The 19,751-nt window shown below is 70.3% G+C and carries 13 protein-coding genes; 4 read left to right on the plus strand and 9 right to left on the minus strand.

What is annotated here, in order from left to right; all coding sequences use genetic code 11:
* The first annotated feature begins 145 nt into the window (after positions 1 to 145).
* The 3 genes from DY023_RS13140 to DY023_RS13150 all read left to right on the plus strand — a co-directional run bounded on the left by DY023_RS13140 (position 146) and on the right by DY023_RS13150 (position 9,000).
* Positions 146 to 2,692: a S8 family serine peptidase gene (locus tag DY023_RS13140; protein ID WP_116242784.1), complete on the plus strand. Its 2,547-nt coding sequence runs from the start codon at positions 146 to 148 to the stop codon at positions 2,690 to 2,692.
* Positions 2,689 to 5,589, plus strand: coding sequence for an FG-GAP repeat domain-containing protein (locus DY023_RS13145; RefSeq protein WP_116242785.1), 2,901 nt, complete (start codon positions 2,689 to 2,691; stop codon positions 5,587 to 5,589). Before DY023_RS13140 ends, DY023_RS13145 begins: the two co-directional genes overlap by 4 nt.
* Positions 5,590 to 5,670: 81 nt before the next feature.
* The gene (locus DY023_RS13150) at positions 5,671 to 9,000 is read left to right on the plus strand and encodes an ATP-binding protein (RefSeq protein WP_116242786.1); all 3,330 of its coding nucleotides are present in this window, start codon (positions 5,671 to 5,673) and stop codon (positions 8,998 to 9,000) included.
* 22 nt (positions 9,001 to 9,022) lie between these two features.
* On the opposite strand, the gene DY023_RS13155 is transcribed toward DY023_RS13150, so the two are convergent.
* Positions 9,023 to 9,784 (minus strand): copper homeostasis protein CutC, encoded by a 762-nt coding sequence (locus tag DY023_RS13155; RefSeq protein ID WP_116242787.1) that lies wholly within the window; start codon positions 9,782 to 9,784, stop codon positions 9,023 to 9,025.
* A complete protein-coding gene (locus DY023_RS13160; protein ID WP_245958699.1) occupies positions 9,781 to 10,332 on the minus strand; it encodes an alpha-L-fucosidase in 552 nt (183 codons plus the stop codon). The genes DY023_RS13155 and DY023_RS13160 overlap by 4 nt, the downstream gene beginning before the upstream one ends.
* Between DY023_RS13160 and DY023_RS13165 the strand changes: the two genes are divergently transcribed.
* The gene (locus DY023_RS13165; RefSeq protein WP_245958700.1) at positions 10,297 to 10,965 is read left to right on the plus strand and encodes an ROK family protein; all 669 of its coding nucleotides are present in this window, start codon (positions 10,297 to 10,299) and stop codon (positions 10,963 to 10,965) included. The genes DY023_RS13160 and DY023_RS13165 overlap by 36 nt on opposite strands.
* 3 nt (positions 10,966 to 10,968) lie before the next feature.
* Here DY023_RS13165 and DY023_RS13170 read toward each other — a convergent pair whose 3' ends face one another.
* The 7 genes from DY023_RS13170 to DY023_RS13200 all read right to left on the minus strand — a co-directional run bounded on the left by DY023_RS13170 (position 10,969) and on the right by DY023_RS13200 (position 19,751).
* The gene (locus tag DY023_RS13170) at positions 10,969 to 12,237 is read right to left on the minus strand and encodes an alpha-L-fucosidase (RefSeq protein WP_116242789.1); all 1,269 of its coding nucleotides are present in this window, start codon (positions 12,235 to 12,237) and stop codon (positions 10,969 to 10,971) included.
* Positions 12,238 to 12,336: 99 nt separating this feature from the next.
* Entirely contained in the window at positions 12,337 to 13,365 is a 1,029-nt protein-coding gene (gene ilvC / locus DY023_RS13175) for a ketol-acid reductoisomerase (RefSeq protein ID WP_116242790.1), read from the minus strand.
* A 79-nt stretch (positions 13,366 to 13,444) separates the two neighbouring features.
* Entirely contained in the window at positions 13,445 to 13,954 is a 510-nt protein-coding gene (gene ilvN, locus DY023_RS13180) for an acetolactate synthase small subunit (protein ID WP_116242791.1), read from the minus strand.
* A 2-nt stretch (positions 13,955 to 13,956) separates the two neighbouring features.
* The gene (locus tag DY023_RS13185) at positions 13,957 to 15,759 is read right to left on the minus strand and encodes an acetolactate synthase large subunit (RefSeq protein ID WP_116242792.1); all 1,803 of its coding nucleotides are present in this window, start codon (positions 15,757 to 15,759) and stop codon (positions 13,957 to 13,959) included.
* A gap of 48 nt (positions 15,760 to 15,807) precedes the next feature.
* A complete protein-coding gene (ilvD, locus tag DY023_RS13190; protein WP_116242793.1) occupies positions 15,808 to 17,529 on the minus strand; it encodes a dihydroxy-acid dehydratase in 1,722 nt (573 codons plus the stop codon).
* Positions 17,530 to 17,538: 9 nt separating this feature from the next.
* Entirely contained in the window at positions 17,539 to 18,336 is a 798-nt protein-coding gene (gene otsB, locus DY023_RS13195) for a trehalose-phosphatase (RefSeq protein WP_116242794.1), read from the minus strand.
* On the minus strand, positions 18,333 to 19,751 hold the full coding sequence (locus tag DY023_RS13200) for an alpha,alpha-trehalose-phosphate synthase (UDP-forming) (protein WP_116242795.1): 1,419 nt from the start codon (positions 19,749 to 19,751) through the stop codon (positions 18,333 to 18,335). Before DY023_RS13200 ends, otsB begins: the two co-directional genes overlap by 4 nt.

Here is a 19,751-nt window from a genome sequence, read left to right on the forward strand (position 1 = left end):
GGGCGTCCTCCCTTCTTGTCTGCGCGAACCCCTGCGCGGCTTCTGTAATTCGTCTGTAAGAACGTCTCGGTAGCGTGACGAAATCCCGTGTGCGCCAACGTCGCCGCACGCGGGACCTGCCGTCAACCGCCCCGAAGGACACGACATGCACCTCCTCAGAACCGCCCGAGCGTGGGTGGCGACGCTGGCCGCTGCAGCCGCAGCATCAGCGTTCGTCATCACCGCGCCTCCTGCACTCGCCGCTCCCCCCGCGCCCGCCGCGGACAAGATCGACCAGAGCGTCCTCGACGCCGCCCAGAAGGGCGAGGAGACCTCCTTCTTCATCGTCCTCACCGAGAAGGCCGACCTCTCGGGTGCGCGCAAGGCGAAGGGTCACGAGAAGAAGGCCACTCTCGCCTACGAGGAGCTGACCACGACCGCGGCGAACACCCAGCGTCCGCTGCGCAACTTCCTCGACAAGAACGACGTCGAGTACCAGCCGTACTGGATCGCGAACGCCATCCGGGCGACCTCCTCGGACGTCGAGCTCATCGAAGACCTCGCCGCTCGCAAGGACGTCGCCGAGATCCTGCCCGAGCGCCGCTACGCCATCGACGACACGGTCGTCGCGAGTGCGACCGAGTCGGCGGCTGTGACCGCCGACACTCCCGTCGAATGGGGCATCTCCGACATCAAGGCCGATCAGGTCTGGTCGCAGTACGGCGTGAGGGGCGAGGGCATCGTCATCGCCAACATCGACAGCGGCGTGCAGTACGACCACCCCGCCCTCGTGGGCAACTATCGCGGCAACCTCGGCAACGGCACGTTCTCGCACGACTACAACTGGTACGACCCGACCGGTGTCTGCACCACCGGAGTCCCCTGCGACAACAACAATCACGGCACCCACACGATGGGCACCATGGTCGGCGCGGACGGCATCGGCGTCGCCCCCGGCGCCACCTGGATCGCCGCGAAGGGCTGCGAGGGCCGCTCCTGCTCCGACCCGTTCCTGCTCGCCTCCGGCCAGTGGATGCTCGCCCCGACCGATCACAACGGCCAGAACCCGCGTCCCGACCTCGCCCCCGACATCATCAACAACTCCTGGGGCGGCAGCGACGACCAGTCGTTCTACACCGACATCATCGCGGCCTGGAACGCGGCCGGCATCTTCGAGGCTTTCGCGGCCGGCAACGACGGCGACGGCGTGACCTGCTCGACGACGGCCGCTCCCGGCGGCCTCGGTGAGGTCTACGGCGTCGGCGCGTACGACGTGAACGGCAAGATCGCGAACTTCTCCGGCTTCGGGCCGTCGCCCGTCGACGGCTCACTGCGCCCCGACATCACCGCCCCCGGCGTGAACGTGCGCTCCGCCGTCGCCGGCAGCCGCTACCAGGCGATGAACGGCACCTCGATGGCGACCCCGCACCTCTCGGGCGCGGTCGGCCTGCTCTGGGCGGAGGCCCCGAGCCTCATCGGTGACATCGAGGCGACCCAGGCCCTGCTCAACAGCACTGCCCGCGACGTCGACGACACCCACTGCGGCGGCACGCCCGGCCGCAACAACGTCTGGGGCGACGGAAAGCTGGATGTGCTCGCCGCCGTCGATGCGGCCCCGCACACGCGCTCGATCATCACGGGCACTGCGACCGATGCCGTCACCGGCGCCGCGCTGCCGAACCTCACCGTCCACGTGACCGGCACCGGCTTCGACCGCACGACCACCACCGACGCTCACGGCGAGTACCGCGTCGTGCTGCCCGCCGGCACCTTCCGCTTCGAATTGAGCGGCTACGGCTACGCACCGCTCGTCGACGAGGGCTACGTCGTCACCGCCGGCACCGATGCGGTTCACGATCTGGCGCTGAACGCCGTCGCGCACCACCGAGTCTCTGGCATCGTGCGCGATGTCACCGGCGCTCCGCTCGCCGGCGTCACCGTCGCCGTCGAGAACACCCCGGTCCCCACGGTGACCACCGACGCTCAGGGCCGCTACACGCTGCCCGATGTCGCCGAGGGAACGTTCTCGCTCGCCGCGACTCCGGCCGCTCCCGTGCTCTGCAACGGCATCTCCCGCGGACCGCTCGAGGTCGGCGCCGATGTCGTGAACGACATCGACCTGCCCGCCCGCACCGACGCGGCCGGCACCTCGTGCCGACCCGCTTCGTACTCGTGGATAAAGGGAGCCTCGAAGGTCGCGATCTCGGGCGATGAGGATGCCGAGACCGTTGCGCTGCCCTTCCCGGTGACGTTCTACGGCACGACGTACACCTCGGCGTCCGTCACGACGAACGGCCTCGTCAACTTCGCTGCTCCGCGCCTCGGCGACTTCGCGAACTCGGCGCTGCCGACAGGGTCCGCGCCGAACTCGATCATCGCCGCCTACTGGGACGACCTCGTGATCGACAAGAAGGCGAGCGTGCAGACCGCGCTGACCGGCACCGCAGGCTCCCGCAAGTTCGCGCTGGTCTGGAACAACGCCGCCATCGCCGCCGACACCAGCGTGCGTCTCTCGTTCGAGGTCGTCTTCGACGAGAAGACCGGCACCGTCACTCTGCAGTACAAGGATGTCGCGGCAAGCGCACTCGAGCGCGGATCGTCGGCGACGATCGGCATCGAGAACGCCACAGGCACCGACGCCCTGCAGTACTCCTTCAACCAGGCCGTCATCACCGACGGCTCGGCGATCAGCTTCATCCGAAAGGGAGCATGATGTTCACCCGCAACAAGCGCCGGGGCCTCGGCGTCGCCGCCACGTGCGCGGCGGTCGCGATGGCCGCCGGCATGGCCACCCCCGCGTTCGCGGCCGGCACGGCCGATGAGCCGATGGTGCTCACTCCTGAGCAGGCCGAGCAGCTCTCGGCCGCACTCTCGGCCGATGTCTACCGCGACGCCGCGGCCGCGACCCAGGACGCGCCCGCTGAGGGCGACGCTGAAACTGAGACGTCGGACGGCGGCAACACCCTGCAGACCGAGACCGAGGCGGCGGCGTGGAAGCTGACGCAGCGCGCAGCCGCCGAGGGCGACTACGGCATGGTGCAGACCGTGCCCGTGGCGGGCGCCGGCGACGACTACTTCGCCATCGACTCGCTCGGACTCGTGCAGCGGCGCACCGCAGGCGGTTCCGAGGTGTGGAAGCGAGACAACACCTCGTGGTATGCCGAGTGGGGCGTGAAGCCTGTCCGTCCGTGGCAGGCCGAGCCGTACCCGGCCCGCATCGTCGTCGGCTACAACGCCGTCAGCCCGTTCGGGCCGGCCTCGGAGAACGGCTTCGCGACGGGAGACTTGACCGGTGACGGTGTCGCCGATCTGGTGTTCTCCGCTGAAGTCGGTTCGAATCCGTACCGTCCCATGGTCGGTACACCGTCGACCGGCACCTTCGTGACGATCGTCGACGGCGCCGATGGCCGCACGCTCTGGCACAAGCTGTACGCCGCCGTGTACGGCCTCTCGCTCGTCGACGGCACCCTCGTGCTGGCCGACTCGCCGTACGTCAACATCAATTCGCCGGCGGGATCGACCCTCACGCTGCGCGGCCTCACCTTCGCCGAGTCCGGCGACGGGCTGAAGACCGAATCGGAGTGGACCTACGACCCCGCCGCCCCGAAGGCGTCCAGCTGGGCCGACCTCGAGCCCATCGGTGACGGCCTGCTCGCGGTCGCTTGGGACCGCCGCAAGGACGCCCTCGCAACCGTTCCGAGCGGCAACACGCTCGTGATCGACACCGCCGACGGCAGCGTGAAGTGGACCGCGACCGATCGCCTCTACTCGCGTCAGCTGCACCTGGACGCCTCGCGCGACCGTCTGGTCGCGCTCGAGCAGTCCGACCCCAACGAAGGCGTGCAGTACCAGGTCGTGGCCTACGCGCTCGCCGACGGCGCGCGCAGCGTGCTCGACACACGCGTCAACGCCATGCCGCTCGCCGCGGCCGTCGGCGACCTGGGTGACGGCGGGCGGTCGGAGATCGTCGTGAGCGAGACCACGCTCGACGGACCGACGACCTTCAACGCTTCGACGGTGCGCGGCCTCGACGGCGACTCGGCGGCACAGCGATGGTCGTACACGACCAAGCGCGACGCGGAGAGTACGGGCAACGGCCCGCTCGTCTGGGGCACGACGATCGTCGGCGGACGCGTCGTCCTGAACATCCGGGACGACGCGAAGTCGGAGACCGGTGAGAACCGGAGCGGCACGTGGTTCGGTCGGATCACCGCGCTCGCCGGCAACAACGGCGCGGTCAAGTGGGAGCACACCGGCACTGCGGCCTCGCAGCTGTGGTCGCAGGTGCTCGTGAGTCGCAAGGACGTGCGGGTTCGCACGGTCGACACCCTGCAGAACGTGCGCACGTACAACGTCGGCTCGGGCAAGCAGACCGCGATCACGCCGCTGCCCGCGGACTCCTCGTCTGCCGTCACGACGGATGTCAACGGCGACGGGATCGACGACCTCGTCGTGGGCGGCAACTCGTTCGGGCTGTTCGCCTATGACGGGCCCTCGCTCGTCGCCGGCAAGAAGGTGCTGATCTGGACGGCGACTCTCCCCGGCTCGGTCCAGAAGACCGTGCTCGCGGATGTGAACGGAGACGGCCGCGACGAGATCGTCGTCGCCGCCGACACCGCCGCCGTCGTCATCGATGCCGCGACCGGCAAGACCATCCGTACGATCGACGGCTCCGGTGAGTTCGTCCGCACGCTCGGCACACCCGACCTCGACGATGACGGCAAGGCCGAGATCGTGCTGTCCACCGATTCAGTGCAGGCGTACCACGCCGACGGCAAGCTGGCATGGCGGTACAAGCCGCAGGACGGCGTCGTGTTCGGCGACGTCTCGTTCGACGGCGACCGGGTTTACGCGGAGTACGCGTCGCGTGGCTCGCTCGGGCTCCCCGCGTCCGAGATCGCACTCGGCGCCGTCGCGCTGAAGGCGCGCGACGGCGCGGTCGTCTGGCGCGAGACGCCGACCGTGCCGGAAGGGCTCGGCCTCGATGGCACCGTCTACGGCGCCACCCAGCGCGCTGCGACCTTCGCGTCGCCGGAGATCCCGTACGCCGACGGGCACGCCGTCGTGTACACGTGGCTCAGCCGCCCCACCCCCGCGCTCCCGCCGGCGATGTTCATGGAGATCCGTGACGGTCGCTCGGGTGAGGTTCTGCACTCGGCGCGCCTCGGCGGGCCGCACAACCTCGGCGGCTGGTTCACCGGTCCCGAAGGCCTCATGGCGGTCACGACCGGCGCGATCACCACGTTCGGCGCGGAGGGTGACGACACCATCATGCGCACCGTGCCGACCCTCGTGGACGCCGGTTTCGCGACGGCTCCGAGCGGTGAGCGCATCGTCGTCGCGGGCTCGGAGGGTGGCCTCTCGTCGTGGCCTGCGTCGAATCTGACGGTGAACTCGCCCGGCTTCCTGCCCTCTGTGGCCTCGATCAACGCGATCGCCGCACGCGAGCTGGCGCTCGGCGACCTCGACGGCGACGGACGCGTCGAGGCGGTGTCGCTCAACTACAACGCGCGCGGCACCGACCGGGCGGCTGGGCTCTTCGGCTCGGCCTACTCCACGCCGTTCACGGCGATGCGCAAGTTCATCGTCGTGTCCGTCGACGCACCCTGACCGGCGGGAGCGCACGCGGCCCGTGGCCTCTCGCCCTCCGGCGAGGGGCCACGGGCCGTTCCGGCGACTAATCTCGGTTACATGGCAAGTGCGAAGGACGCCCCGGCGGTGGCACCGGGCGCACCGCGCCTTCACCTGCACCTGCTGGGCGGCTTCCGTGCGTCGCGCGACGACGGACCGCCCCTGCCCGAGCAGTGGACGCGGCCCGGCGCACGCACCCTCGTGAAGCTGCTCGCCGTCGCACCGGGGCACCGATTGCATCGGGACGAGATCATCGCCGTCTGCTGGCCGGACGCGACACCGGAGGCCGCCCAGCGCAGCCTCGGCGTCGCTCTGCACGCTGCGCGCCGTGCACTCGAGCCCGAACTCGCGGCGCGGCAGCCATCGAGCTACCTGACCACAGACGCTGCCCTGCTCCGGCTCGAGACGGCGACCGTCGAGATCGACGCCGACCAGGCCGAGGCACTTGCCGCGGCGGCGCTCGCCGACGGCGGCGTCCCCGAACTGACGGCCGCCGCCACGGCGCTCGCCGGCGATCTGCTGCCCGAGGATCGCTACGCCGAGTGGTCCCAGCCGCTCCGCCGCAGACTCGCCGAGGCCCGCACCCGCGTGCAGCTGCAGCTCGCCGACGCACTGCTCGACGCGGGACGCACGGAGGAATCGGTCGCAGCGGCAAGAGAGGCGCTCTCCGCATACCCCGCCGAAGAACGGGCGCACCGCACGATCATGCGCGCGTACCTGTCCCAGGGGCTCCGGCGTCAGGCCATCCATCAGTACCATGCCTGCCGCGAGGCGCTCGATGACGAGCTGGGCGTGCGCCCGGGACCGCAGACCGAGGCGCTGCATCTGCAGGCGCTCGATGTGCGCCACCCCGGTGCGAATCGCTCCGTCGACGGTGCCGTGCTGCCGCCGCCTGTGCTGCGGACTCCGCCGGCGAGCCCTCTCAGAGGCCGAGATGCCATCGTCGCTCGGCTCGCCGCCGATGACGCGCCCGCCGTGCTCCTCGTGACGGGTGAGGCCGGGATCGGCAAGACGCGGGTCGTCACCGAGGCCGCCCGTCGCATGCTCGACGCCGGATCGTTCGTGCTCTGGGGCGCCGCCCGCGATGCGGATGCGCACACGCCGTACGGCGCCGTGGTGGAGGCACTCGACGGGTGGCTGGCCGGCCGTCCGGCCGCCGAGCGGGCGAGAGTCGGCGGCGAGTACCCCGAACTCGCGGCGCTGCTCCCGAGCCTCGGCTCGGCCTCGCCCACCCTGCAGCGCAGCCCTGACGACGAACGCCGCCGCCTGTTCCTCGCCGCGGACGCCTTGCTCGGCGACCTCTCCGCGACGGCTCCCGTGCTCCTCGTGCTCGATGACCTGCACACCGCCGACCTCGGCACCGTGCAGCTGCTCAGCAGCCTGGCCCGCCGGGCCACAGCCACAGGCGCGCGCTGGCGCGCGATCGCGACCTTCCGAGATGACGAACTCGTCGCCGACGACGCGCGGCGCGGCATCCTCGACGGATTGCAGCATGACGGCGTCGCCGCGGAGGTGGCCGTGCCCCGGCTCGACCGTGAGGACTGCCGCGCCCTCGCGCTCGACATCGCCGGCGACGCGGTCGCCGACCGCGTCTGGCAGCTGTCGCTCGGCCACCCGCTGTTCGCGATCGAGCTCGCGCGCGAGGCGGGCGATCTCGGTACGAGGAGCCCTGGATCGTCGGGGGTGCGTCCGCTCGTCGCGGCACGCCTGGCCCGGCTGCCGCTCACCGCGCGTCGTGTCGCAGAGGTGGTCGCGATCGCGGGCGGTGAGGCGGCGGTCTCCGAGGTGATCGACGTCGCCACGCACGCCCTGCACCCTCCGCTCTCGAACGGCGAGGCCGCGGAGGCCGTCGACGCGGCCCTCAACGCATCCGTACTGTTCGAGCGCGACCTCGTCATCGACGGCCGGCCCGTGCCCGGCCTCGTCTTCCAGCATCCGCTCGTGCGGCTCACCGCCTATGACGAGCTCTCCCAGGCGCGCCGTCAGGTGCTGCACGGTGCCTTCGCCGACGTGGTGCTCCGCCGGCGTCCGCACGCCGTCGACACGCTCGCCACCCACCTCTCCCGTGCCGATGACCCACGCTCGACGACGTACCTTCGTCAGGCAGCCGAACGCGCAGCCGCACTGAGCGCCAATGACACGGCCGATCTGTACTACTCGGAGCTCATCAGCCGCCTCGACGCCGTGAGCGCGGAGGCCGCGTGGGTGCGGCTCGAGCGCAGCGTCATCCTGCAGCGGACCGGCCGGTTCGACGAGGCGCTGGCGGTGCTCACCGAGGCGCTCGGAGATCTCCGGCGTCGTGATGACGATGACGGCGTCGTCCTCGCCACGGCGCGGATGGCGGAGGTGCTGATCAGCACGGCCTCGCCGCACGATGCACTGGCGACGCTCGACACCGCGCCTGTCTCTGCGGGATCCGGCGCGCTGGCGGCCACCACGCACCACCTGGCACGCACCAGGGCGCTGCTCGTCACAGGTCGCTATTCCGACGCCGTGGACTTCGCCGCCCGCGCGCAGCAGACCGCCGGTCAGGTGCCGGAGCAGCGCCGCGGCGGCCTGATCGCCCGCGCGCTCCAGTTCCAGGCGGTGTCGCTGGCCCTTGCCGGGCGAGTCGCAGAGGCCGGCCCCGTCGCCGATGAGGCACTTCCCCATGCCGAGGCCTACGGAGACCCGCAGATCCTCGCCTCGGTGCTGTCCGTCCGGCGCGAGCAGGCGCGACGCTCGGGCCGCCTGCACGATGCACTGGCGATGGGGCGCCAGGCGCTCGAGCTCGCCGAGAGATCCGGCGAGCGGCTGTCGCAGGCGTTCGAGCAGGCGAATCTCGCCGAGCTGCACCTCCTCGTCGACGAGGTCGACGTCGCAGCCGAACTGGCGGATGCGGCGTGCACCGCGCCTCCCGATCAGGCTGGTCTCTCCACGCCCTACGCGCTGGTCTCGCGCGCACTCGTGCTCATACGGCGCGAACAGGACCCCTCCGCAGTCCTCGATGAGGCTCAGCGCGCTGCAGAGGCCTCGGCCGATCGTCAGGCAATCGACGAAGCCGGCAGGGCGCGGGCGACCTGGCTGATCGAGACGGGCGCGTATGACGAGGCCCTGCGCGTCCTCGGAGGACTCACCAGGGGCTCAGCGACTGCGGAGGCGTGGGCGCACCTCGGCCTCGGCGATGCAGCCGCTGCCGCCGAGCTCTCCGCCGCCGAGATCGCGCGCTCTGCGACCGGCGGCGAGCTGCTCTCCGAGGTCGATGCGAGGATCGCCCACGCCGCCGCGCTCGCCGCCCAGGGTCTGGGACCGCGCGCGGACGAGGAGTTCGCCGAGGCGGAGGAGCTCGCGACGCGACTGCCGTACCCGGCTGCGCTGGTCCAGTTGGCGCGCGCACGCGCACGCCGGTGACAACTCGTGGCCTCGTTCCGTCTCAGGGTGCGGCGTTCACCCGATCGATCGCTGCACGCGCTGCGGCGACGATCGTCGCGTCCGTCGCATCGAATCCGGCCGCTCCTCCGCCGGGGCCGCTCGGCGCGGCGTCGCCGGAGGGTCGGCGGGCGGAGAGATGCACCGCGACCGCCCCTGCCGACACGAGTGCGGGAATGTCCACGGCGCGGACTCCCCCGCCTGGCATGATCTGCACGCGGCCGGCGGACCTGCGGACGAGCGCCTCGATCGTGCCTCGTCCGTCGATGCTGCGCGCGGCGCCTCCGCTGGTCAGCACACGGCGGACGCCGAGTTCGGCCAGCCGATCTATGGCGTCCTCCGGGGTGCTGAGCGTGTCGATGGCGCGGTGGAAGACGACCTCGGCGCCCTCTGCGGCATCCGCCCAGCGCCTGAGCGCCTCCACGTCGATCCCGCCCTCGGCGTCCAGCGCTCCGATGACCACCGCTCCTGCCCCGCGACGTACGACCTCACGCACGTCGGCGGTGACCACAGAGATCTCGTCGGCGTCGTAGACGAAGCCGCCGGGCCGGGGGCGCACGAGCACTGCGACGCGATCAGCATGACCCGCGACAGCGAGCACCGCCTCGACGGCACCGGCGGATGGTGTGAGTCCGCCGGTCTCCGCGAGCGCCTGACACAGCTCGACGCGATCCGCGCCGGCACCGAACGCGGTGCGCGCACCGGCGGCGTCCTGCACGGCGATCTCCAGCTGAACGCGATGCTCCCGGCCCTGGGCGGTGATCATCCGATCGTCGCCACCGCGACGGCCGCGCCGCGCAGTCCGTCCGGGATGCTCAGGGTCGCGGTGCCGTCGGCGTGCGACGTCGCCGCGGCGATCGATCCGTCCGCCCACCGGGCTTCGCGTCCGGCCAGCTCGGGCGGAAGCGTCACCTCGCCGGTCGCCGGATCGAGCGCGTGCAGATAGACGCCCGCGGACGACGCCGTGTACCGCACGGGAGCGAGCGGTTCGCCGAAGCGGACCCATGGCCGGGTGCCGTAGATCGCATCGCCGTTCTCGCCCAGCCAGGAACCCATCGCGCGCATGGCGGCCAGCTGCAGCGGCGGGATCGAGCCGTCAGCCGCGGGGCCGACGTTGATCAGCAGGTTGCCGTTCTTCGAGACGACGTCGACGAGCATGCGGATCAGCAGCGCGGCGACGGCGAAGTCGTCGTCGCCCTTGCCTCCGTCACGGCCCCCACGCGCTTGATCCCCGGTCCGGTCGACGTCACGACCGGTTCGGTCGATCAGCCGTCCCGGATGCCCGGCTGGCCGGGATTCCGTGTCGGCGAGCACCTGCGCGCCCGGCACGGCGTCCCCGCGGCCGTCGACAACGACGCGAACCTGGCGGCGCTCGGCGAGCACACCGCGCAATTCGGTGCGGAGAAGCACTCCATCACCGTCAAGGCGGGCACCGCGATCGGCAGCGGCATCATCGTGGACGGCCGGGTGCATCGCGGGGCCACCGGAGCCGCCGGTGACATCACGCACACGAGGATCGACGGCAGCGGCGACATCCCGTGCTCCTGCGGCAACACCGGCTGCCTGGAGACGGTCGCCAGCGGCGCCAGCCTCGTGCGGCAGATGCACGAGCGCGGCTACAGCACGGTGCACACCACCGAGGACGTGCTCGCGCTCGCCAGGGACGCGCACCCGGATGCGACCACGCTCGTGCGCACGGCGGGCAACCACCTCGGTCAGGCGCTGTCGGGGGTGGTGAACTTCTTCAACCCGCACGCTCTGTTCCTCACCGGCAGCATGAGCGCGTCCGAGCCGTTCCTGGCCGCCGTCCGCAGCAGGGTCTACGAGGCCTGCCACCCACTGGTCACGCAGACCCTGCGCATCGAGGCCGCGCGCACGGGAGCGGACGCCATCCTGCAGGGCGCAGCCCGGCTGGCGATGGACGGTCTCGAACTGCGGGCCCCCTGACGCTCACACGCCGATGAGCGTCAGCTCTATCACCGGGATCAGCACGTCCGGCCGCTGCACGGGCAGGTGCACGGTGAGGGTGCCCTCGGCCTGCCCCGCGGGCGTCATGTTCACCGCCTGCTGGTCGGGGTCGATCACGGACGTGCGCAGCCACGAGCCGTCGTTCAGCAGCCGCGCGAAGCTCACGCGACCACCGAGATCCGGCAGGTGCACGAAGCCCAGCGGCCACGAGAACAGGTGCAGGTAGAGCCGGTCGCCGCGGCGCGTGTAGACGCCCTCGCGGGGCGGCACGAAGTCGGCGTGCCCCGCTCCGACGATCGCGTCCCGGTGCAGCCGCATCCACTCCCCGATCTCGGCGAGCGTCGCCTCGTCGCGCGGTGCGATCTCGCCGCGCCCGTTCGGACCGACGTTGAGCAGCATGTTGCCGTCCATCGACACCGAGTCCGCCAGCATCTGCGCGAGCAGGGTCGAGGACTTCTGGTCGTGGTTGTCGCGGTGATATCCCCAGGAGCCGTTCAGGGTCTGACAGGCCTCCCACACCTGGGGTACGCCGTTCCGGTCGACCAGGGGCGAGGTCGGCTGGTACTGCTCGGGCGTGACCAGATCGCCGGGGATGCCCAGCCGGTCGTTGACCAGCATGTCCGGCTGCAGCTCGCGACACAGGGCCAGCAGCTCTTCGGATCCCCAGTCCTCGGGGCCCTTTCCGGCCCAGCCGTCCCGGCTCTCCGGGTAGTTGAAGTCGAAGAACAGGTAGTCGAGCGTGCCGTAGCGTGTGAGCAGCTCCCGCACCTGCGCGTGCAGATAGGCGCGGTAACGCGCCATGTCCCTGCTCTCGTTGAGCTCAGCCGCATCGACGTCGTCACGGCGCGGGTGGTTCCAGTCCACGGTGAAGTCGGGGTGATGCCAGTCCAGCAACGAGTGGTAGAAGCCGACCTGGAGCCCCTCGGCGCGCACGGCGTCGACGAACTCGCGCACGATGTCGCGCCCGCAGGTGGTGACCGACGAGAAGTCGGTCTGGTCGGTGTCCCACAGGCAGAACCCGTCGTGGTGCTTGGTCGTCAGCACCACGTAGCCCATGCCGGTCTCCTTCGCCCTGCGGGCCAGCGCCCGTGCGTCGAAGAGATCCGGGTCGAAGTGCTCCACGTAGGGCCGGTAGTCCTCATCCGTCAGGCGCTCGTAGTTCTGCACCCACTCGTGCCGCGCCGCCACGCTGTACGCACCGAAGTGCACGAACATCCCGAACCGGGCCTCATCGAACCATTGCTGCCGCATACCTCCATCCTGGCACAGACATCGGATGTCTGTGTCGGTGAAGACAGAAGAGCGGATGCCGCCCGCTGGGCGACATCCGCTTCTCCGGTGTCTGTCAGGTCAGCGCGCAGCGCTGCCCTCGACGTAGTCCTCGTCCGACTGCTTCCAGGCGAACAGAGCGCGCAGCTCCTTGCCGGTCGCCTCGATCGGGTGTCCCTGCTCCTTCTCGCGGAGGGCGAGGAACTCGGCGCCGCCGTTGTCCTGGTCCTCGATGAAGCGCTTCGCGAAGGCGCCGGACTGGATGTCGGCCAGCACCTCGCCCATGCGGGCCTTCACGCCGGCGTCGATGACGCGCGGGCCGGAGACGTAGTCGCCGAACTCGGCGGTGTCGGAGATCGACCAGCGCTGCTTGGCGATGCCGCCCTCCCACATCAGGTCCACGATGAGCTTCAGCTCGTGCAGCACCTCGAAGTAGGCGATCTGCGGCTGGTAGCCCGCCTCGGTGAGGGTCTCGAAGCCGGCCTGCACGAGGTGGCTCATGCCACCGCACAGCACGGCCTGCTCGCCGAACAGGTCGGTCTCGGTCTCCTCGGTGAACGTGGTCTTGATGACGCCGGCGCGGGTGCCGCCGATCGCCTTCGCGTACGACAGTGCGACGTCCCAGGCCTGACCCGATGCGTCGCGCTCGACGGCGATGATGTCCGGGATGCCGCGGCCGGCGACGAACTCGCGGCGCACCGTGTGGCCGGGCGCCTTCGGGGCGATCAGGATCACATCGACGCCCTCGGGCGCGTCGATGTAGCCGAAGCGGATGTTGAAGCCGTGCGCGAAGGCCAGCGTCTTGCCCGGGGCCAGCTTGTCCTTGATCGAGTCGGAGTAGATGCCGCGCTGGTGCTGGTCCGGCGCGAGGATCATGATCAGGTCGGCCCACTCGGCGGCATCCGCCACGGACTTGACCGGGAAGCCGGCCTCCTCGGCCTTGGCGATCGACTTCGAGCCCTCCTTGAGGGCGATCGCGACCTCGACACCCGAGTCGCGAAGGTTCATCGCGTGGGCGTGACCCTGCGAGCCGTAGCCGACGATCGCGACCTTCTTGCTCTGGATGATCGACAGGTCGGCGTCAGCGTCGTAGAAGATCTCGGTGCTCACTTGTATTTCTCCTTGATAGTGGTACTTCGTCTCGCTTCGCTCGCTCAGCAATCGAGCGGGCAAGCATGGTTTCCGCGGATCAGCCGCGCAGCACGCGTTCGGTGATGCTCTTGCCGCCGCGGCCGATGGCGACGAGCCCGGACTGCGCCAGCTCCTTCACGCCGAAGGGCTCGAGGGCGCGCAGCAGGGCCTCGACCTTGCCCTTGTCGCCGGTGACCTCGACCACCAGGGCGTCCGGGGCGTAGTCGACGACGGAGGCGCGGAACAGGTTCACGACCTCGAGCACGTTCGAACGGGTGTTGTTGTCGGTGCGCACCTTGATGAGCATGTGATGGCGCTGCACCGACGCCGTCGGCTCGAGCTCGACGATCTTGATCACGTTGATCAGCTTGTTCAGCTGCTTGGTGACCTGCTCGAGGGGCAGGTCCTCGACATCCACCACGACGGTGATGCGCGAGACGCCAGGCACCTCGGTGACCCCCACCGCGAGGGACTCGATGTTGAAGCCGCGGCGGGCGAACAGCCCCGCGACGCGGGTCAGCAGACCCGGACGGTCCTCGACGAGCAGGCTCAGCACGTGCTTCGACATGATCAGTCCTCCTCGTCGAACGCCGGGGCGTGGTCTCGGGCGTACTGGACGTAGCTGTTGCTGACGCCCTGCGGCACCATCGGCCACACCATCGCGTCGGCGCTCACCACGAAGTCGATCACCACCGGGCGGTCGTTCGTCTCGAGGGCCGTCTGGATCGCGGCGTCCACGTCCTCCTCCTTCTCGACCCGCAGGGCGAGGCAGCCGTAGGCCTCGGCCAGCTTGACGAAGTCGGGGATGCGGGCGGTGCCGTGCCCGGTGTTCAGGTCGGTGTTCGAGTGACGGCCGTCGTAGAACAGCGTCTGCCACTGCCGCACCATGCCGAGCGACGAGTTGTTGATGATCGCGACCTTGATCGGGATGTTGTTGATGACGCAGGTGGCGAGCTCCTGGTTGGTCATCTGGAAGCATCCGTCGCCGTCGATCGACCACACCACACGGTCGGGCTCGGCCACCTTGGCGCCCATCGCCGCCGGGACCGAGTACCCCATCGTGCCGGCGCCGCCGGAGTTGAGCCAGGAGTTGGGGCGCTCGTACTTGATGAACTGCGCGGCCCACATCTGGTGCTGGCCGACGCCGGCGGCGTAGACCGCCTCGGGGCCGGTGAGCTCTCCGATGCGCTGGATCACGTACTGCGGCGACATCAGGCCGTCCTCGGGCTGCGAGTAGCCGAGCGGGAACTCGGTGCGCAGGCCGTCGAGGTAGGACCACCACTCCTCGATGTCGGGCTTCGCCCCCGAGGTGATGCCGCGGTAGGCGGTGTCGAGATCGACGAGGACCTCGCGCAGGTCACCCACGATCGGCACATCAGCAGTACGGATCTTGGAGATCTCCGCCGGGTCGATGTCGACGTGCACGACCTTCGCGTTCGGCGCGAACAGTGATGCCTTGCCGGTGACGCGGTCGTCGAACCGTGCCCCGAGCGACACGATGAGATCGGACTCCTGCAGCGCCAGCACGGCCGGGACCGTGCCGTGCATGCCGGGCATGCCGAGGTGCTGCTGGTGCGAGTCGGGGAACGCGCCGCGCGCCATCAGCGTGGTCACGACCGGTGCACCGGTCGACTCCGCCAGCGCGTACAGCTGCTCCGACGCCTTGCCGCGGATCACGCCGCCGCCGACGTAGAGCACCGGCTTCTTCGACTCGGCCAGCAGCGCGGCCGCGGCCTGGATCTGCTTGCCGTGCGCCTTCGTCACCGGGCGGTAGCCGGGCAGGTCCACCTTCGGGGGCCACACGAACGGTGCGACCTGCTGCTGGGCGTCCTTGGTGATGTCCACGAGCACCGGGCCGGGGCGGCCGGTCGAGGCGATCTCGAACGCGGCGGCGATGGCCCCGGGGATCTCGGTGGCGTCCTTCACCAGGAAGGAGTGCTTCGTCACCGGCATGGTGATGCCGACGATGTCGGCCTCCTGGAACGCGTCGGTGCCCATCAGCGTGGAGAACACCTGTCCGGTGATCGCCACGATCGGGATCGAGTCCATGTAGGCGTCCGCGATCGCGGTCACGAGGTTGGTCGCACCGGGGCCGGAGGTCGCGATGGTCACGCCGACCTTGCCGGATGCCGTGGCGTAGCCCTCGGCCGCATGCCCGCCGCCCTGTTCGTGCCTGACGAGCACGTGGCGGACACCGGTGGAGTCCATCAGCGGGTCGTACACGGGCATGATCGCGCCGCCCGGGATGCCGAAGACGTCGGTGACGCCGAGCTTCTCGAGCGAGCGGACGACGGCCTCGGCCCCGGAGATGTCCGGGGCGGCGGCAGGACGGGCGGGTGGCCGTGGCACGGCCGGTGCGGTGTCAGCAGTCATGTGTCATTCCTGATGTGATCTGGCGGATTCGTCGGGATGCCTGGGCACTCAACCGGTGGTGGCTCCTTCTGCAGCGGAGCGCACGAGTCGGGAGTACTTGGCGAGAACGCCTCGGGTGTAGCGCGGGGGAAGCGGCTCCCAGCCCTCACGGCGGGAGCTCAGCTCGGACTCGTCGACGAGTAGGTCGAGAGCACGAGCCGCGATATCGACCCGAATAAGATCACCATCGCGCACGAAGGCGATAGGACCAGCGTCCACCGCTTCGGGTGCTATGTGGCCGATGCACAGGCCGGTTGTGCCGCCTGAGAATCGTCCGTCTGTCAAGAGTAGTACATCTTTTCCGAGCCCCGCGCCCTTGATGGCCGCGGTGATCGCGAGCATCTCGCGCATTCCGGGGCCGCCCTTGGGACCCTCGTAGCGGATCACGATGACGGTGCCCGGTTCGATCGAGCCCTCCGCGACCGCGTCCATCGCCGCCCGCTCGCGCTCGAACACGCGTGCCTTGCCCTCGAAGACGGCGGCGTCGAAGCCGGCGGTCTTCACGACAGCACCCTCAGGCGCGAGCGAACCGTGCAGGATCGTCAGACCGCCGGTGGCGTGGATCGGGTTGTCGAAGGTGTGGATGACCTCGCCGTCGATCGGCAGCGGGTCGAGCTCGGCGAGGTTCTCCGCGAGCGTCTTGCCGGTCACGGTGAGCGCGTCGCCGTGCAGCAGGCCCTCGTCGAGCATCGCCTTCATGATCACCGGGATGCCGCCGTGCCGGTCGACATCGTTCATGACGTACTTGCCGAACGGCTTCATGTCGGCCACGTGCGGAACCCTGTCGCCGATCCGGTTGAAGTCGTGCAGGCTGAGCTCGACCTCGGCCTCCCGGGCGATCGCGAGCAGGTGCAGCACGACGTTGGTCGAGCCGCCGAGCGCCATCGCCAGGGCGATCGCGTTCTCGAACGCCTCCTTGGTGAGGATGTCGCGGGTGGTGATGCCCTGACGGAGCAGTTCGACCACGGCCTCACCGGAGCGGTGCGCGTAGTAGTCGCGACGGCGGTCGGCCGCCGGCGGGGCGGCGGAGCCGGGCAGGCTGAGCCCCAGGGCCTCGGCGACCGACGCCATCGTGTTCGCGGTGTACATGCCGCCGCAGGCGCCCTCACCGGGTGCGATGGCGCACTCGATGCGCTTGAGGTCCTCCTCGCTCATGAGGCCGGCGCGGCAGGCGCCGACGGCCTCGAACGAATCGATGATCGTGACGTCCTTCTCGGTGCCGTCGGAGAGCTTGACCCAGCCGGGCGCGATCGAGCCGGCGTACAGGAAGACGCTGGACAGGTCGAGGCGGGCGCTGGCCATGAGCATGCCGGGGATCGACTTGTCACAGCCCGCCAGCAGCACGGAGCCGTCCAGTCGCTCCGCCATCATCACCGTCTCGACGGAATCGGCGATGACCTCGCGCGAGACCAGCGAGAAGTGCATGCCCTCGTGGCCCATCGAGATGCCGTCGGAGACGGAGATGGTGCCGAACTGCAGCGGGTAGCCCCCGCCGGAGTGCACGCCCTCCTTCGCGCCCTGCGCGAGGCGGTCGAGGCTGAGGTTGCAGGGCGTGATCTCGTTCCAGCTGGATGCGATGCCGATCTGGGGTTTGTCCCAGTCGGCGTCGCCCATGCCGACGGCGCGGAGCATGCCGCGGGACGTGGTGGCCTCGATCCCGTCGGTGACGACGCGGCTGCGGGGCTTGATGTCGATCGCTGGAGCGGCGTCGGGTGCTTCGTGGAGGGACATGACGGAAGTCTATTCCCGACCGGCGCCCCGCTCATCCGCGATGGACGCCAGAAGGGCCGACATCTGCTGCGGGTTCTCCACACGCAGCGCGGCCGCGCTCTCCCCCGGGCCGACGCGCACGCCCAGGTCGCCGGGCGCCAGGGAGCGCAGTGCATCCTCGTCGGTCACGTCGTCGCCGGCGAACAGGACGGCGGTGGCACCGAACCGGGCTCGGAGCGTGGCGATCGCGGCGTCCTTGCCCTCCTGCCGGGAGGAGAACTCGAGGATGCGGCTGCCGGTGCGGCGCCGCCAGTGCGGAGCCCGCCGCGCCATCAGCTGGTCGACGGCGGAGAACGCCTGCGCCTCCACCGCGACGTCCGCCGATCGCCCGTGGATGCCGAGGCCGTACGTCTTGCGCTCCAGCGCGACGCCCGGATACGCGGCGAGGAGTTCCTCGACGTCGGTCCAGAGCTGTTCGCGCAGATCGCGCTCTTCGGGCGGGTCGGCCGGCTCGGTCGCCCCGACCCCGGGGGTCCATTCCTGTGCGCCGTGCGAGCCCGCGAGCGCCACGGGCGAGTCGTCATCGTGCTCGGCGATGATCCGGAGGTGCTCGAGGGTGCGCCCGGACACCAGCGCCACCAGCGTGTCCGGCAGTGCGGCCAGGCGCTCGACGGCGGCGGCCGCCTCGGGCACGGCACGCGCACTCATCGCGTCGGCGACGAGTTCCGACAGCGTGCCGTCGAAGTCCAGCGCGACGAGCAGCCGTGGCGTGCGGGCGACGGCAGCGAGCGCAGCATCCGCCGTTCCGGGAATCCAGGCGCGCGTCATGCGCGGGCCTTCTTGGCGCGCGCGTCGGCGAGCGCGTCGAGGAACGACGTCGACCAGGCATCCACGTCGTGTTCGAGCACGCGCTTGCGCAGCGAGCGCATCCGCCTGCCCTGTTCGGAGGCGGGCATCTCGATCGCGGTCATGATGGCCTCCTTCAGGCCCTCGATGTCGTGCGGGTTCACGCGCACGGCCTGCCGCAGCTCGTCCGCCGCGCCGGTGAACTCGCTCAGCACCAGCGCTCCCCTGTTGTCGAACCGGGTGGCGACGTACTCCTTGGCGACGAGGTTCATGCCGTCTCGCAGCGCGGTCACCAGCATGACGTCGGCGGCGAGGTAGAGCGCGACCATCTCCTCGCGGGGGAAGCCCTGATGCAGGTACCGGATGGCCGTGTGCCCGGTGGTGTCGTGGTCGCCGTTGATGCGGGCCACCGCGAGCTCGATCTCATCGCGCAGGTGCACGTACGCGTCCACGCGCTCCCGGCTGGGGCTGGCCACCTGCACGAAGGTGACGTCCTCGACCGAGATCCTGCCCTGCTCGAGGAGCTCTCCGTAGGCCTTGACCCTGTGCCGGATGCCCTTCGTGTAGTCGAGGCGGTCCACGCCCAGCAGGATGCGCTTCGGATTTCCGAGTTCAGCCCGGATCTCAGCGGCTCTTGCGCGGATGTCGGGGCGCTGCGCGAGCTCTCGGTACGGCGCGGTGTCGATCGAGATCGGGAAGGCCTTCACCAGCGGAGAGTGGCCGTCGGCCTTGGTCACTGTCGAGGCCTTGACCTCGTGCCGCAGGCGCCGGCGGACGGCCGCGAGGAAGTTCGTCGCGTCCTGCGCGCGCTGGAATCCGATCACGTCGGCCCCGAGCAGGCCGTGCAGCACCTGGTCGCGCCAGGGCAGTTGGGCGTACAGGCCGTGCGCGGGGAACGGGATGTGGTGGAAGTAGCCGATCGTGACGTCGGGGCGCAGCTCGCGGATCATCGCCGGAGCGAGCTGCAGCTGGTAGTCGTGCACCCAGATCGTGCCGTCCTTCGCGCAGGCCGCAGCGGCGGCCTCGGCGAAGCGCCGGTTCACCCGCACGTAGGCGTCCCACCATTCGCGGTGGTACTGCGGCGGAGCGATGACGTCGTGGTAGAGGGGCCAGATCGTGTCGTTGGAGAAGCCCTCGTAATACTCCGCGATCTCCTCGGCGCTGAGCGCGATGGGGATCAGCCGGATGCCGTCCGCGGTGAACGGGGCGAGCTCGAGGTCGGGCTGGCCCGCCCAGCCCACCCAGGCGCCGTCGACGCGGCGCATCATCGGCTCGAGGGCGGCCACCAGACCGCCGGGCGAGGTGCGCCAGCTCTCCTCGCCATCCGGGGCGACGACCCGGTCCACGGGCAGCCTGTTGGCCACCACCACGAACTCCGCCTGTTCGCTGCGCGACAC

It is taken from the genome of Microbacterium bovistercoris (assembly GCF_003387575.1).
Lineage (GTDB): Bacteria > Actinomycetota > Actinomycetes > Actinomycetales > Microbacteriaceae > Microbacterium > Microbacterium bovistercoris.